Genomic DNA, 15,682 nt, shown 5'->3' on the forward strand with positions numbered 1-15,682 from the left:
TTGTTTATCAATAAAGAAAATTAGTTGTTTAAGAAGAATGGGCGACCATAGCTCAATGAGTTGTCTGAACTACTATCCCCAACAGCACCTGAATCAGAGCCTAGGTTAGTACCAAAGCCAATAATACCGAAATTCACACCAAAGTTATTTTCATATTCAGGCGTAGTATTTGGGTCACTAATATTATTTGTCAGCTGGTTACTATACGTAAATCCGATATACCAACAATCCGATTTATAGTTCAAGCGAGCCAACCACTCTAGATTCTCTTGTGTGGTTAAATCATAGAAATATTGAGCACTAGCATTCCACTTCCGCGAAATCTGGTAAGCACCAAGTAAACCGGCTTGCGAGATACCATCTCTGGTTATTGAACCAACATTGATACTTTCGCCTACATTATCCTCAATATATTCCTCTGTAACATAGCGATAGTTGGTTTGTATGTAGCCACCAGCAAAACGGTATTCTAACGTACTGTTTGCAAGCTGCATCGCAGTGGTATCAATATCGTATTGCACTCCGCCATGGTAAAAAAGGTAATCATCGTAGTTGAAGTCCATTTCAATTGCCCAAGATGAATAATTAGTTTTTTCACTGGAGTCTTCGTTGCTTAAAGTTTGTTTTGTGTCTTTATCAAAATAGAAAATTTGACCAAAAGATATATTAAGTCGTTCTTTATATTCATCATCAAAGAAACGCGATGATGCACCGTAACTGACTTGGTTTGCCGCAGCTATGCGGTCTACGCCACTGTATTTACGGCTTCTGAATAAACCATAGTAGTCAGTCTGCAAAAGCGTCGTATCGTAAAGACCAATTTCGCTTTGATCTTCTTCGGGCACATAAAGATACTGAACCTGAGGCTCTAACGTTTGTGTATAGTTACCTATAATCGTGGTATCTCTCTCCAAAACGATGCCAGCGTGGCTTCTAAATTCAGGAATAACACGACTGGTAGATTCTTCTAGTCCTTCATAATCTGAGCCACTACCTGTATCAACGCCATCAAGATCTTGCTGATAATAAGTACCAAGTAATCGAGCTTCTGTTGTCCAAGTACCCCAGGTGTTTCCAACCGGAATTGTAATGCCAGGTTCAACGTGTACACGCGTCGCAGATGGTTTACCAGAAGCATCGGTATCGAACATCGATACATGACTAATGAGGTCGAAATCTAGGTAATCCATGACCTCCGGAGCATAGTAGTTGTACTCAAGCTGTGGCATTAAACGATAAGGCAAATTATTTGTTGTATCGGTGAGGACTTGGAAATCCCTTACAAGTACAGAAGCATCCCAGTTTTGAGAACGGTACGTTGCTTTACCTTCTTGAAGTAGTTGTCCATCTTCACGGTTACCGATTCCTGAGCTCATATCCGTAAAGTAGTCAATATCACTGACTTTAGAGTAATCAATTTCGAACAACCAAGATTGTTGAAATATTCCTGAATGTTCTAGTTGGAAACCCCAACGATCGCCTTCCTCTGTGTATTTTTGATCGTCTGGTAAATATTCAGACTCGATACTACCTGAACCGAAATCGCTCAAATATCTGAATTTATTGTTTAGTTGAGTGCCTCGTTCTTGCATGTACTTGAAGGTGGTTTCTAAATCGTAGTCTGGCGCTAAGTTCCAATAAACAGGAACTTCAGCTTCAAAACCATCACTAGAGCCGTAAGAAACGGTTGGATACAAGAAACCGGTTTTACGTGTGTCGCCGACTGGTACGGTTAAGTACGGTAAGTAAAATACTGGGACACTTTGAATTTCAAAACGTGGATTATAAAAAGTGGCTTGTTCTTCGTCTTGGTCGACGCTGATACTCGATGCTCTTAGTCGCCAAGCGTTATCACCAATAGGACAAGAGGTAATCGAGCCATCTTCTATCTCATAAACCGCCTTGCCTGTTTTCGCAATATATACCGCATTCCCACGACCTGGTTCGCAAAGAAATTCATAGTCGGTATTTTCTAGCGTCATTTCATCGGTAGTGAGGTTATTGGTCGCCTTGTCTGATATAGACTTAATTTGACCGTCACTAAAGTTTACGTTGCCTTCAGCTACAACGATGTTTTCTTGTTGGTGAAGCGTTACATTATCAGCAAGGATTGTTTTATATCCTTGCGTAACTCTTACATCACCTGAATATATTGCCTTGTCACCATTGATAGCCTCTAAGCGATCTGATTCCACATGAGCGGGCAGTTGTGTCTCGTTTTCGGCAGCGGGTTCGATCAAGCATTGATCTATAGAGGGCATTTCCTGCACACTACTATCGGTGATTGTTTCAGCTTGAGTTGTCGACACGTATAATGCCGTACTTATAGACGCGGCTAACAAGGTGCGGGAAAAAGATTGCATGAAGTTGAACTATCCTGTGTCACTAGATGAAGGGTTGATCTAGTATCAATCCAATTAATAAAGCATTTTCCTTATGATAAAGGAATTATTAGCATTCAGCATCATCAGACAGCGTTACTCAGATAAAATTCATAGATAGAGAACACATAATGCAAATATTTGGCAAAATTTTGGGCGCTTTTTTTGGCTTTTTATTTGGAGGTCCGCTTGGTTTAGTTTTTGGCCTATTTTTGGGACATCAATTTGATAAGGCTCGACGTTTAAACCAATCGGGGTTCAATAGTTCTGGTTTTGGTCGCGGACCAAGCCAAGCTGAAAGGCAAAACGAGTTCTTTAAAGCGGCTTTTGCGGTTATGGGACATGTTGCTAAAGCCAAGGGGCAAGTAACACCTGAAGAGATTCAGCTCGCTTCTACAATGATGGAGCGTATGAACCTGCACGGCGAACAGCGTAAAGCAGCGCAAGACGCGTTTCGTGACGGCAAAGAAAGTGACTTTCCGTTAAGCGATGTGCTTGAGCGTGTGAAGATCTCATCGGGCGGCCGCTTTGATCTTCTGCAGTTCTTTTTAGAGCTACAGGTATCGGCGGCATTTGCCGATGGAAGTCTGCACCCAAGTGAGCGTCAGGTTCTTCATAAGATAGCGCAAGGGCTTGGATTCTCTTCAGAGCAACTAGAGCGTCGCTTGCAGATGCAAGAAGCGGCATTCCGATTCCAACAGCAAGGCGGAAGTTTTGGTGGCCATCAAGGTCACGGGCAGTCATCTGGTTGGCAACAGGCTTCGCAACAAAACCAATTGGCCGATGCGTTTAAAGTTCTTGGTGTGAGTGAAAGTGCTGACGGTAAAGAAGTGAAGAAAGCTTACCGTAAACTGATGAATGAACATCACCCAGATAAATTGATGGCGAAGGGTTTACCGCCAGAGATGATGAACGTCGCCAAAGAGAAATCACAAGAAATTCAAAATGCTTACGATCTAATTAAGAAGGTCAAAGGCTTTAAGTAATAGAGCTATCGTGAATTGTATTTAATGTGAAAAGCGTTTAGTTAAATTTAAAGGGAATTATATGACGTTAACTTATCATGATGTTTTAGAGTTTTGGTTCGATGAACTGACGCCTAAGGATTGGTTTACCGGTGGTGAAGAGGTCGATGTTTTAATTAAGACTCGATTTTCTGAACTGCATAAAGTCGCTGTTCAAGGTGAGCTTTTTGAATGGCGTCAAACCGCGGAAGGTCGTTTAGCTGAGATTATCGTTCTGGACCAGTTTTCTAGAAATATAGGCAGAAACAGCCCGGCTGCATTTTCAGCAGACCCGATGGTACTCGCTTTAGCTCAGGAAGCGGTTGCTGGTGGTTTTGACCATCAGTTGAATCAGCAACAAAAAAGCTTTCTGTATATGCCTTATATGCACAGTGAATCTTTGTTAGTGCATGAACAAGCGGTTCTGCTTTTTTCGCAGACGGGTCTAGAAAACAATCTAGATTTTGAGTTCAAGCATAAAGTGATTATTGAGCGTTTTGGTCGTTACCCTCACCGTAATGAGGTGTTGGGGCGAGAGTCTACTGCCGAAGAAATTGAGTTCTTACAGCAACCGGGCTCAAGCTTTTAATTGTAGAAATTCGGTTCAATAGATAAAAAAGAGGCTAGAGGCTAATAAAAACCTCTAGCCTCTTTTTTGTTTAGCTTCATTCATGAGCTTTAACGTTAAAGCTAGTTTGCTTGGTTAAGTGACCAATCATAGTCATAGCTGATTTTGTTAGTACTCGTGACAGGTTGAGTTCGATACTGGTCTAAGTGCTGAATGAGCTGTTTCTCTGTACCAAAATCCACAGCAAACCATTCGTAAATCGATGATAGCTGTAGTTTGTTATTGCTAACTGATACACCCTTATCACTGTTTACGTACTCAGATGCAGCAAGCTCCAATAACATATCAGAATTGTCAGCAGTAAAGGCCTGAGATTGTAAATTAGGACAGCCTAAACTCGCACAGTTCACAGCATAATGTGTGCGCGGATCTTGCCAAATCGGTCTTAGAATTCGATGTTCAATATCATTGAGTGTCAGCGACTTCTCATTGACCGTCACAACATCATCTCCCCAAGGCCCGAAACTAAATAGCCCGCCGAGCTTGGTGATGGATTTTATTGGGTAGGCATCAAGAATCAAATCGACAGTCACGGCGTTATATAGATTAACCCAGTAGGCATACTGTTCGGCTTTTGAATAGTCGAGTGGATTCACTTGCTCTAGTCTCTGGATGTACTGCTTGAGCTTTGTCTTGTCTGTAGTGCTCACGGCTTGATAACGCACTAGGGAGTGTTGGCCTTGCGTGACTAAATAGCTATCGAGGAATTGCTGCCAATCTTGATGAGACACCTGTGTTGAGTTCGATTCATTACTTTGGTTCCAGTATGGCCAAAGTTCGGATTTAGGTGCAGACCAAGCTAAGGTTGAGAAAAGTAGGCTGACGATAAAAAGTAGTTGTTTCATAGCATTCTCCTGATGACTGACTACTAAGACCTTATTCTTTACGATTTTCTTTCATAGCTCTTCAGTTAAATAGCTGAACTGATCTAAATAAAGGGCTGAGCTTAATAAGCACATTAAGTTAAGTTAAAAGCTCAGCCAAATAAAAAAGGTTGGCGCTAAGCCAACCTTTTATATGAACACAAAGCTGTGTGATTCTATTTCAAGACTTCTTATTTTAGGAAGCTAGGGATCTTAGCTTCAAATTCTGAAATCTTATCTGCGTGTTGAAGCGTTAGGCCGATGTTATCTAGGCCATTCAGCAAGCAGTGACGACGGAACTCATCAATTTCAAACGAGTATTCTTTTCCATTCGCACTGACTTTCATTGCTTCTAAATCAACGTTGATCTCAGCACCTTCATTCGCTTCTACGAATTGAAAAATTTCATCAACTTCTTGTTCTGTAAGACGAACTGGCACCATTTGGTTGTTGATCGAGTTACCGTAGAAAATATCTGCAAAGCTTGGAGCGATCATCACTTGAATACCGTAATCGGCAAGCGCCCAAGGTGCGTGTTCACGAGATGAACCACAACCAAAGTTTTCACGAGCCAGTAGAATTGAAGCGCCTTTATAGCGGGGTGCGTTCATTACAAACTCAGGGTTTGGCTGTTGGCCTGCGTCATCTAGGAAGCGCCAGTCGTGGAACAAGTGCTTACCAAAACCGATACGGTTCACTTTCTGTAGAAACTGCTTTGGAATGATCGCATCAGTATCGATGTTGGCCGTATCTAGAGGAACGACTAATCCGGTGTGTTGTTGAAAACCTGACATGTTAAATCCTCTAATTAAAGTTCACGAATATCGACAAAGTGACCAGCGATTGCTGCTGCGGCTGCCATTGCTGGGCTAACTAGGTGCGTACGACCATCACGGCCTTGGCGACCTTCAAAGTTACGGTTTGATGTAGAAGCACAGCGCTCTTGTGGACCTAGACGGTCGTTGTTCATTGCAAGACACATAGAGCAACCCGGTAGGCGCCATTCAAAGCCTGCTTCGATGAAGATCTTATCCAGGCCTTCAGCTTCAGCTTGCGCTTTTACTTGCTCAGAACCCGGAACGATCAATGCTTGAACATGTTTCGCTACTTGGCGGCCTTTTGCTACTGCTGCAGCTGCACGCATGTCTTCGATACGCGAGTTAGTACAAGAACCCACAAAGACTTTATCGACGTTGTAATCCGATAGAGATTTACCCGCTTCAAGACCCATGTAAGCCAGCGCTTTTTCTGCAGATGCCTTTTCAACAGGGTCTGTAAAGCTTTCTGGTGCAGGGATTGGTGTGTCTACCGAAATAACCTGACCTGGGTTGGTTCCCCAAGTGACTTGTGGTTTGATGTCTGCAGCTTCTAGCGTCACAACAGCATCGAACTCTGCATCAGCATCGGTTTTCAATGTGTTCCAGTATTCAATAGCGGCTTGTAAGTCTTCGCCCTCAGGAGAGAACTTGCGACCTTTAATGTATTCGTAAGTGGTTGCATCTGGAGCAATTAGACCCGCTTTAGCGCCAAGCTCGATCGCCATGTTACATACCGTCATACGACCTTCCATTGTAAGGTCAGTAATTGCTTCACCACAGAATTCAACCACATAGCCTGTACCGCCAGCGGCTGTTGTCTTACCGATGATAGCTAGTACGATATCTTTAGCGGTAATGCCTTCAGCGACTTTGCCTTTTACTTCGATCTTCATGGTTTTAGCACGAGCTTGTTTTAGCGTTTGAGTTGCTAGAACGTGCTCAACTTCAGAAGTACCGATACCGAATGCTAATGAACCAAATGCACCGTGTGTTGCTGTGTGTGAGTCACCACATACGATGGTCATGCCCGGCAGAGTAATACCTAGCTCAGGGCCCATTACGTGCACAATACCTTGGTATTTGTGGTTTAGGTCGTAAAGCGTGACACCAAACTCTTCACAGTTCTTCGATAGCGTTTCCATTTGGATACGAGCCATCTCACCAGAAGCGTTGATGTCTTTGGTTTGTGTCGATACGTTGTGATCCATGGTTGCAAAAGTTTTGCCTACTTGGCGAACTTTACGACCTTTTTCACGCAGGCCATCAAAGGCTTGTGGTGACGTTACTTCGTGGACTAAGTGGCGATCGATATAAAGAATTGGCGTTTCGCCCTTCGCTGCAACCGCAACGTGAGCGTCATAAACTTTTTCGTATAAGGTTTTTGCTTGCTGGTTTGTCGACATAGCTTTTCTTCCTTGGGAGCATCAGTCCCAGTGTTTGTTTCTAGCCAAGTCATGCTATTTAAGCTGACTTGGCTTGATATTATTCTTATGTACTTGCTTCTAATCTAAGCATCTAGCTTATGAAGCTAAGATGTACTCAGCGATCTTGTCACCCATTTCTGAGGTAGTCAGCGCTTGGTTTTTGCCTGCAAGGTCTGCTGTTAGCTCGCCCGCAGAAAGTGCTTTAGATACCGCCGTTTCGATGTCTTGCGCTGCGGCTTCTTCGCCTAGGCTGTAACGAAGCATTAGCGCTGCAGAAAGAATTTGCGCTACTGGATTCGCGATGTTCTTACCTGCGATGTCTGGCGCACTGCCGCCCGCTGGTTCGTATAGGCCGAAGTTGCTTTCGTTCAAGCTTGCAGAAGGAAGCATGCCCATAGAGCCAGTGATCATTGCACACTCATCAGAGATGATGTCACCGAAGATGTTTGAACAAAGCATCACGTCAAACTGAGATGGATCTTTGATTAGCTGCATGGTCGCGTTATCGATGTACATGTGGCTCAGTTTCACATCTGGGTAGTCTTTCGCGACTTCCTCAACCACTTCACGCCATAGGATAGAGCTCTGTAGAACGTTCGCTTTATCGATTGAGTACACGTTTTTGTTACGTAGACGAGCAGATTCAAACGCAATCTTTGCAATACGTTCGATTTCGTAACGGTGGTAAACCTCAGTATCAAACGCTTTTTCAGTTGCGCCTTCGCCTTCACGGCCTTTTGGTTGACCGAAGTAGATACCGCCCGTTAGCTCACGAACAACAACGATGTCGAAACCATTACCTGAAATGTCAGCACGTAAAGGAGAAAAAGACTCTAAACCCTTGTGGATTTGTGCAGGACGTAGATTACAGAACAGTTGGAAATGTTTACGTAGCGGAAGTAGGGCACCACGTTCTGGTTGGTCGTTTGGTGGAAGGTGTTCCCATTTAGGACCGCCGACAGAACCAAAAAGTACCGCGTCAGATTCTTCACAGCCTGCAACGGTTGCTTCTGGAAGTGGACAGCCGTGGTTATCAATCGCGATACCGCCAACATCATACTCCTCGCGAGAAAAGCTAATCGCGTGCTTCTTTTCAATCGCGTCTAGCACTTTGTGTGCTTGTTGCATTACTTCTGGGCCAATGCCATCACCAGGTAGTACGGCAATTTTGTATGATTTATCTGTCATGTTAATCCTTTAATTCTTGTTACTGAGCTGTTTGGCTCGTTTTAAATTTTGTCCCTAAAGCCAACAACATCGGCTCTAGGGCTCTGTTATTGGAGTATTAAACTGTCGCGAATTTTTGCTGCTTCATTTCAGCAATGGTATCTGCGCGTTGAATGCTATTGATAACGTGTAGCAACGCTTGACCAGATGCTTCAACGATATCGGTTGAAACGCCCGTACCGTGGTACTTACGGCCTTTATAGTTAGCAATGATGTCCGCTTGGCCTAAGCCATCCTCGCCTTCACCTTTTGCAGTCAGGTCGAACTTGTCCAACGCGATTTCGTAGCCTGTTAAGCGGTAGATACATTGGTATAAAGCATCAACCGGGCCATTGCCGACAGCAGCTTCGCATTTCTCTTCATCACCACATTGCAGTTTGATGCTGGTGGTAGACATAACACTACCAGATTGTACGCTTAGGTAGTTAAGTTTATAGAAGTCATCTTCATCACGTAGATTCGCGAAGTGCATCAATGCTTCTAGGTCGTAATCGAACACTTGTCCTTTACGGTCAGCAAGCTTCAAGAAGTCTTCGTACAATGAATCTAGGTTGTATTCATTGTCTTTATAACCCATAGCGTCCATGTGGCTCTTAACAGCCGCTCGGCCACTACGGCTTGTTAGGTTCAAGGCTTTGTTTTTCAAGCCAATAGACTCAGGCGTCATGATCTCGTAAGTGTTCTTGTTCTTAAGCATGCCATCTTGGTGAATACCTGAAGAGTGGCTGAATGCGTTAGCACCGACGATTGCTTTGTTGTCTTGAATTGGCATGTGGCAAAGCTGGCTAACCAACTTACTGGTACGGTGAATCTCTTTATGATCCAAGCCAGTATGAACACCCAAAAGCTCTTGGCGAGTTTTGATGATCATTGCGATTTCTTCTAAAGAACAGTTACCCGCACGTTCGCCAATACCATTGATTGTGCCTTCAATTTGACGAGCGCCCGCTTGCACAGCAGCAATTGAGTTTGCAACTGACATACCTAAGTCATCGTGACAGTGAACAGAGATGATGGCTTGATCGATGTTGGGTACGCGATCGAATAGCGTTTTGATGATGCCACCAAACTCATTCGGTACTGTATAGCCCACCGTGTCCGGAATGTTGATGGTTTTAGCGCCTGCGTTAATCGCAGCTTCAACCATACGACATAGGTTGTCGATAGGGGTACGACCGGCATCTTCACAAGAGAACTCAACATCATCGGTGTAGTTACGAGCGTGTTTGACGGCTTTTACTGCCATCTCTACTACATCATCGTAGCTACGGCGCAATTTATCTTGCACGTGAACCGTTGATGTAGAAATGAAGGTATGAATTCGGAACTGGTCAGCAACTTTAAGCGCTTCTGCTGCGGCATCGATATCTTTCGCTACGGCACGAGAAAGTGCACAAATGCGGCTATCTTTGATGTGCTTAGCGATGGTTTGTACTGACTCAAAATCACCTGGAGAAGAGATAGGGAAGCCAGCTTCGATAACATCTACACCCAGTCTCTCAAGAGCATAAGCGATCTGTAACTTCTCTTTTACCGTAAGGCTTGCAGCCAATGCTTGCTCGCCGTCACGTAAGGTAGTATCAAAAATTATTACTTGATCGTTCATGGGTGCTTCCTTATATCGATAATGAATCGATTGCTATCCAAATTATTATTAAGAATGATGTTCTTTTAAAAGTGCCAGTTACAAAAAAACCCGCTCAGCGCGGGTTTTAATATTTGTGTAGTTCTTGACCCACAACTTACCCGCGCGATTGGTTCACGATAAGGAGAAGTTTCAGCAGTCGAGAAGAAGAAAAAATCATTACACAAATATCCGTAAATAAACTGTTAACACCATATTTACCGTAATTTATTCTGAGCGTCAAACAAGAAAATCCAATATCAGCGTACATTGGCAGTGTTTTGGTTTGGTTTGTGCTGTTTTTTATCTTAGTGTTGGCGAAATCGACTGATTGGTGGTTTTGTATTGGCGGGTTAGTTTATCGTTTGGCTGATGTGTAGGTTAAAACTTTGTAGTAAATCTTTTTAATGGAACGATTCACCAACAGAATTAAAAGTATGGTTCGATTTAATTAATCATTTGATTAAATAGTGAGTAATTAATCTTCTACATTTGCATCTATTTATCTCTATAATTAATCAGATGATTAATTATAGAGTAGGTCAAAGTGATGACAGCACGCAAAGCCGGGCGGCCTCAACAGAATCTGGATGTGCGACAACTACTAATAGAGCATGCTCGTGATCTGTTTGTTGTCCAACCATACGATAAGGTGTCGACGCGCTTAATTGCCGATCGAGCGGGCGTGAACATCGCGATGATCCGTTATTACTTTGGGAATAAAGCGGGCTTGTTTGAAGCCATGCTTCGCGAAACGCTGCGTCCTATGCAATTGCAAATGCAGAAGTTGGTTGAAGAGAGCAGTCATGAGAACTTTCTCGACCTAATGCGGACTTACTACAAAGAGATGGTTAAGGTGCCGAAGTTTCCTCGCTTGATTGCTCAAGTGATGAATATGCCCCCCTCAGAAGTTCAAAGAGAGTTGCTAGAGAAGGTCTTTCTTGATGTGGCTAAGCCAGCGCAAGATGTCATCTTTGAAAAGTTAGTTGCGCAGGGCATCTTGAAACAAAACATGGATCCAAAACTGTGTCGCGTTTCGTATATAAGCTTGATGGTATTCCCTTTTATTGCACCGCCACCTTTGTTAGCGATCCACGGTATTGAGCTTAATGAAGCCTTTCTTAACCGCCTAATCGAACACAACATTCAATTGATGACCGAAGGCTTTATCAATGTATCTAGCCCTTCATCTGAGCAGGAACCTAAATAATGAAAATAAGTAAAAAGCTCCTATTCTTTCCGGCTCTAGCGGTTGGTGTTATCAGTCTTGTGGCTGCGATTAATCTAAAACCTGATCTGCCGACTAAACCCGCGGGCGATCGAGCTCGTTTAGTCGAAACCGTCAGTTTAGAACAACAAATGATCGCGCCGCTGGCGGTGGGCTTTGGCAAGGTGGTGCCTAAGGTTGAATGGAAAGCCATTGCTGAGGTGACTGGGCAGATTGTTTATCGACATCCAGACCTAGAAAAGGGGCAGGTTATTCCTGCGGGTACTGAGGTACTTAAGATCGATCCCTTGGATTACGAGTTAAAGCTGGTACAAGCCGAAGCGGATCTTAAATCAAGCCAGACCTCATTAGCTAAGTTGAACCAAGAAGAAGATAACCTTAAGCAGACCCTAAAGATCGAAAAAAACCGCTTAGTGATCAGCAATAAAGAGCTACAACGTAAACAAGATCTGCGCAAGAAAGGGCTTACGTCTCAATCTGATGTTGATTTCCAGAAGCAAAGTGCGTTGTCTCAACAGAAGCTTGTATTGGATATCGATAACCAAATTGCGTTGATGCCAGATGAAAAGCGCGTCGCGCAAGCCGTGATTAAGGTGAATGTCTCTAAGGTCAAAGAGGCGCAACGCTCTTTAGATAAAACAACCATCACCCTGCCTAGAGCGATGAGAATTGCGCAGGTCGATATCGAACAAAACCAAGTGGTTAATCTTCAGCAAGAGATGTTTGTTGCCCATGGGATTAATGTTATGGAAGTTGAGGCGCAACTCTCTATTCACGATATGCAAACTTTAGCCTCAAGCTTTACTCAATTCCCTCGCGATGCCGCAGGCATACCGACCCCTTATGAAGCGCCGATCAAAGCAAGTATTCAGCTAAACAGTGGCAGCCTTAACCTCAGTTGGCCTGCCAAGGTGGCAAGAATCAGCGAAACCGTTGATGAGAACCAAGCGACAGCAGGGATCATTCTTGAAATTGGTCAAGACTATTCAGCTCTGCAGCCAAGCAGCGCAACCCCTTTGGTGAATGGCATGTTCGTCAAAGCGGAGATTGAAGGCTTGGCCCACCTTAGCTGGGTTGTCCCAGAGCGAGCTCTGCACGGTGATAAGGTTTACCTGATGGATGACAGCCAGCGCTTACAAGTGGTGAATGTTGAAGTGCTTTATCGCCGAGATAACCAAGTGGTGGTGGAGGGGAAACTGCACGCGGGTGATAAGTTAATTCTCAATGACGTTTTACCTGCGATTGAAGGCATGCTGCTTAAAGAGTCGAAGCCTACTGAATTAGCAGCGGATGTGCAGGAGAATGCGTCATGATTCGGTTCTTCTCCCGACACCCGACGGCTGCAAACTTATTGATGCTTGGTTTGTTGATCATGGGTTTGGCCTCATTATCAACCATCAAGCGTGAAACCTTTCCTGCCTATGATCCACCTTACATTATGGCGGCGATCGTTTATCCCGGCGCATCACCACAAGAAGTGGAAGAAAGCTTGTGTGTGCGAATGGAAGATGCCGTCGATGGCCTAGCTAACATTAAAGAAACTCAGTGTGAGGCGATAGAAGGCAGTGCTCGTCTTATTCTGAAGCTTAATGAGAAAGCAGACATCGGTCGAATGCTGGTGGACGTGCAAACTCAGATCAACTCGATCAATGATTTCCCGAGCGAGATTGAATCTCCGGTTGTTCAAGAGTTGGATTGGAATGAACCTGTAGTGGATATCGCGATTACCGCCGAAACCTCATGGCCTGAACTCAAGGCTTACGCCGAAGATCTCAAACGGACCATGAAGCTCGATTATGATGTCTCTTTGGTCGAAGTCAGTGGATTCTCGGATCACCAATATCGTGTCGAACTGGATACCCAAGCCATTCGTCAGTTAGGTTTGAGTGTCGGTGATATTGCAGACCAAATAGGTCGTCAGAATGTAAAGCTACCAAGTGGTAACGTTGAAACACCAGACAAAAACTTCCTGATTCGTTTTGATGAACGACGCATCACGCCGGTTGAATTAGAGAGTATCGTGGTTGGATCTGCGCCGAATGGTTCGGTGATCCGTTTGAGGGATATTGCCAAGATCACCGACCGCTTTGAACTGGATGAACAGAAGGTTCTGTTTGATGGTAAGCCGTCAGCGCTACTAAAGATCAGTAAGAATAAAGAAGATGATGCGTTACGAATCAAAGAGAATGTCACCCGATTCGTGGAAGACCAGAGCGCGATTGCCCCTGATGGTGTGACATTACAAATGACCAATGATCTCTCGTCGGTACTTTGGGATCGTCTAACCATGATGGTGCGCAACGGTTGGCAGGGTATTGTGTTGGTGTTTGCCACCATGTGGCTGTTCTTCAGTTTACGCTATTCGTTTTGGGTGGCGGCAGGCCTGCCAGTAGCCTTCCTTGGTGGTTTGTTCTTAATGGCCAACCTAGGTTTGTCGATCAACATCATGTCTCTAGTCGGCTTGTTGATGGCGATCGGTATTATGATGGATGACGCCATAGTGATCGCCGAATCGATAGCCTCCCATTTAGATAGGGGGCAAAACGTTGATGATGCGGTGTACAACGGTGTTAAGAAAGTGCTCCCCGGGGTCTTATCTTCTTTCTTAACCACAGTGTGTATTTTCGGTAGCTTACTCTTCCTTGATGGGGAAATGGGCGCGGTGCTTAAAGCAGTGCCACAGGTACTTATCTTGGTGTTGTCGCTAAGTTTAATCGAAGCGTTTCTTATTCTACCAAATCACTTATCTCATTCATTACACAAAGAAAAAAATGACAAGCCAGCGCTGCGCTTCAAGGTCGTGTTGTTAGAGAAGTTTGAGAACTTCCGCAATACAACCTTGATGAACATGGTCGAGAAGGTCGTGATGTTCCGCTATGCCTTTATGGGCGGTGTGATAACGCTACTGTTGTTATCCATCTCCTTGATTGCTGGTGGTGTTGTCAAATTCCAGCCCTTTCCTGAATTGGATGGCGATATTGCCGAAGCGCGTATTATTCTTCCACCGGGTGCATCATTATCTCAAACCGAGAGAGTGGTCGATAAAATCGTCGCTTCTGCTGAACGCTTGAATGCGCAGTGGAGTGAAGAGGTTGAGGACGGTAATAAATTGGTTGAGCATATCACCAGCCAATTCAATGCTAACGCGGATGCCAATGAATCAGGCCCACACTTAGCTACTGTGCGCCTAGACTTGCGTGGTGCTGAGAGTCGCAACACCGTCATTGATGACTTTATTGACGCATGGCGGGAAGACATCGGCGATTTGGCTGATCCTATCTCGTTAGTCTTTAAACAACCCACGATGGGGCCGGGTGGTCGTGCCATCGAGATCCGTGCCAAACATGATGATCTTGCCGCATTGAAATCGGCTTCTTTAGATATTCAGGAGTACCTCAACCAGTTTGATGGTGTGCACGGTGTTCTTGATGATATGAGAATGGGTAAGGAAGAGATCTTAGTTAAACTTCGCCCTGGAGCCGAAACCTACAATGTGAATGGGCAGATGATTGCTTCCCAATTGCGTGCGGCCTTCTTTGGTCAGACTGCGGATGAAATCCAAATTGGGGTCGAGAACATCTCGATTGAGGTTCGTCTTGATAAAGAACAAGCGGGGGATTTACAGCAGCTAGCTAACTTCCCAATCATCACTGCAGATGGCAGCCAGATTCCGCTAGCGACATTGGCAACGCTAGATTTCCAACGTAACTACGTACGAATCCAGCGCATCGATGGCTTGAGAACCATCAGTATCTTTGGTGATATTGATAATAAGAAGGCGAGCTCTTCAGCTATTTTGGCTCAGTTCCAAAAGGATGAAGCGGCCAAGCTCATTCAAAAGTACCCAGGCTTACGCTTTGATTTTGAAGGTGAAGCCAAAGACGCTGCTAAGACAGGAGCTTCGATGGGCAAAGGGTTCTTGCTGGGTCTATTCGGTGTGTTTGCGATTCTGAGCTATCAGTTCCGAAGCTACTTGGAACCTGTGGTCGTCATGTTAGCGATTCCACTGGCCTTCATTGGGGTGGTTGTTGGTCACTGGTTGTTAGGGCACGCGTTAAGTATGCCGAGCATGATGGGCTTTGTGTCGCTTGCCGGGATCGTGGTCAATGATTCCATCTTGTTGGTGCAATATATTCGCCATCACGTCGATGAGGGCGATAGTGTGCATGACTCTGTTGTGAAAGCCAGTCGCGAGCGTTTCCGTGCGGTATTTTTGACATCAATGACCACCGCCGCAGGTTTACTACCGCTATTAACGGAAACCAGCTTACAGGCTCAGGTTATTCAGCCGCTGGTTATCTCGATCGTATTTGGTATTTTTGCTTCGACCTTGTTGGTGCTGTTCATGATCCCAGCCGCTTACGCCATCTTGGCTGACTTTGGCTTGGTGAAAAAGCACGAGCCGTTAACGGACTAGAAACGAAATAGATATCGGTTACTACCTATCCTAAGAACAATAAAGCGGCCTTGAGTCGCTTTATTTGT

General features: G+C 44.6%; 11 protein-coding genes. 5 read left to right on the plus strand and 6 right to left on the minus strand.

Annotated elements, in window-relative coordinates; translation table 11 throughout:
• Positions 1-20 precede the first annotated feature (20 nt).
• On the minus strand, positions 21-2,363 hold the full coding sequence (gene lptD, locus QUF19_RS01915) for an LPS assembly protein LptD (RefSeq protein ID WP_286295531.1): 2,343 nt from the start codon (positions 2,361-2,363) through the stop codon (positions 21-23).
• 149 nt (positions 2,364-2,512) lie between these two features.
• Between lptD and djlA the strand changes: the two genes are divergently transcribed.
• Positions 2,513-3,367, plus strand: a complete 855-nt coding sequence (gene djlA / locus QUF19_RS01920; RefSeq protein WP_286295532.1) for a co-chaperone DjlA — start codon at positions 2,513-2,515, stop codon at positions 3,365-3,367.
• Between the two features lie 61 nt (positions 3,368-3,428).
• Positions 3,429-3,974: a DUF924 family protein gene (locus QUF19_RS01925; RefSeq protein WP_286295533.1), complete on the plus strand. Its 546-nt coding sequence runs from the start codon at positions 3,429-3,431 to the stop codon at positions 3,972-3,974.
• Between the two features lie 101 nt (positions 3,975-4,075).
• Here the strand turns inward: QUF19_RS01925 and QUF19_RS01930 are convergent, their stop codons facing one another.
• The 5 genes from QUF19_RS01930 to leuA form a co-directional block, all read right to left on the minus strand.
• The gene (locus QUF19_RS01930; RefSeq protein ID WP_286295534.1) at positions 4,076-4,858 is read right to left on the minus strand and encodes a DUF547 domain-containing protein; all 783 of its coding nucleotides are present in this window, start codon (positions 4,856-4,858) and stop codon (positions 4,076-4,078) included.
• A 209-nt stretch (positions 4,859-5,067) separates the two neighbouring features.
• The gene (gene leuD / locus QUF19_RS01935; protein WP_286295535.1) at positions 5,068-5,670 is read right to left on the minus strand and encodes a 3-isopropylmalate dehydratase small subunit; all 603 of its coding nucleotides are present in this window, start codon (positions 5,668-5,670) and stop codon (positions 5,068-5,070) included.
• A 14-nt stretch (positions 5,671-5,684) separates the two neighbouring features.
• The gene (gene leuC / locus QUF19_RS01940) at positions 5,685-7,097 is read right to left on the minus strand and encodes a 3-isopropylmalate dehydratase large subunit (protein ID WP_286295536.1); all 1,413 of its coding nucleotides are present in this window, start codon (positions 7,095-7,097) and stop codon (positions 5,685-5,687) included.
• A gap of 117 nt (positions 7,098-7,214) precedes the next feature.
• Positions 7,215-8,306, minus strand: coding sequence for a 3-isopropylmalate dehydrogenase (gene leuB / locus QUF19_RS01945; RefSeq protein WP_017109323.1), 1,092 nt, complete (start codon positions 8,304-8,306; stop codon positions 7,215-7,217).
• Positions 8,307-8,403: 97 nt separating this feature from the next.
• Positions 8,404-9,951, minus strand: coding sequence for a 2-isopropylmalate synthase (gene leuA, locus QUF19_RS01950; RefSeq protein ID WP_009847816.1), 1,548 nt, complete (start codon positions 9,949-9,951; stop codon positions 8,404-8,406).
• 568 nt (positions 9,952-10,519) lie between these two features.
• On the opposite strand from leuA, the gene QUF19_RS01955 reads away from it, so the two are divergent.
• From QUF19_RS01955 to QUF19_RS01965, 3 genes are read left to right on the plus strand one after another with little or no spacing between them, the layout of a single operon-like run.
• Positions 10,520-11,179 (plus strand): TetR/AcrR family transcriptional regulator, encoded by a 660-nt coding sequence (locus QUF19_RS01955; protein WP_286295537.1) that lies wholly within the window; start codon positions 10,520-10,522, stop codon positions 11,177-11,179.
• Positions 11,179-12,510, plus strand: coding sequence for an efflux RND transporter periplasmic adaptor subunit (locus QUF19_RS01960; RefSeq protein WP_286295538.1), 1,332 nt, complete (start codon positions 11,179-11,181; stop codon positions 12,508-12,510). The genes QUF19_RS01955 and QUF19_RS01960 overlap by 1 nt, the downstream gene beginning before the upstream one ends.
• Entirely contained in the window at positions 12,507-15,614 is a 3,108-nt protein-coding gene (locus tag QUF19_RS01965) for an efflux RND transporter permease subunit (protein ID WP_286295539.1), read from the plus strand. The genes QUF19_RS01960 and QUF19_RS01965 overlap by 4 nt, the downstream gene beginning before the upstream one ends.
• Positions 15,615-15,682: the final 68 nt, after the last annotated feature.

Source organism: Vibrio sp. FE10 (genome assembly GCF_030297155.1).
GTDB lineage: Bacteria > Pseudomonadota > Gammaproteobacteria > Enterobacterales > Vibrionaceae > Vibrio > Vibrio apostichopi.

Bases quoted from the DNA above. Each gene is read 5' to 3' on its own strand.
- leuA (WP_009847816.1), bottom strand. From the start codon at position 9,951: ATGAACGATCAAGTAATAATTTTTGATACTACCTTACGTGACGGCGAG.
- QUF19_RS01955 (WP_286295537.1), top strand. From the start codon at position 10,520: ATGACAGCACGCAAAGCCGGGCGGCCTCAACAGAATCTGGATGTGCGA.
- QUF19_RS01925 (WP_286295533.1), top strand. From the start codon at position 3,429: ATGACGTTAACTTATCATGATGTTTTAGAGTTTTGGTTCGATGAACTG.
- leuB (WP_017109323.1), bottom strand. From the start codon at position 8,306: ATGACAGATAAATCATACAAAATTGCCGTACTACCTGGTGATGGCATT.
- lptD (WP_286295531.1), bottom strand. From the start codon at position 2,363: ATGCAATCTTTTTCCCGCACCTTGTTAGCCGCGTCTATAAGTACGGCA.
- QUF19_RS01960 (WP_286295538.1), top strand. From the start codon at position 11,179: ATGAAAATAAGTAAAAAGCTCCTATTCTTTCCGGCTCTAGCGGTTGGT.
- leuD (WP_286295535.1), bottom strand. From the start codon at position 5,670: ATGTCAGGTTTTCAACAACACACCGGATTAGTCGTTCCTCTAGATACG.
- QUF19_RS01930 (WP_286295534.1), bottom strand. From the start codon at position 4,858: ATGAAACAACTACTTTTTATCGTCAGCCTACTTTTCTCAACCTTAGCT.
- djlA (WP_286295532.1), top strand. From the start codon at position 2,513: ATGCAAATATTTGGCAAAATTTTGGGCGCTTTTTTTGGCTTTTTATTT.
- leuC (WP_286295536.1), bottom strand. From the start codon at position 7,097: ATGTCGACAAACCAGCAAGCAAAAACCTTATACGAAAAAGTTTATGAC.
- QUF19_RS01965 (WP_286295539.1), top strand. From the start codon at position 12,507: ATGATTCGGTTCTTCTCCCGACACCCGACGGCTGCAAACTTATTGATG.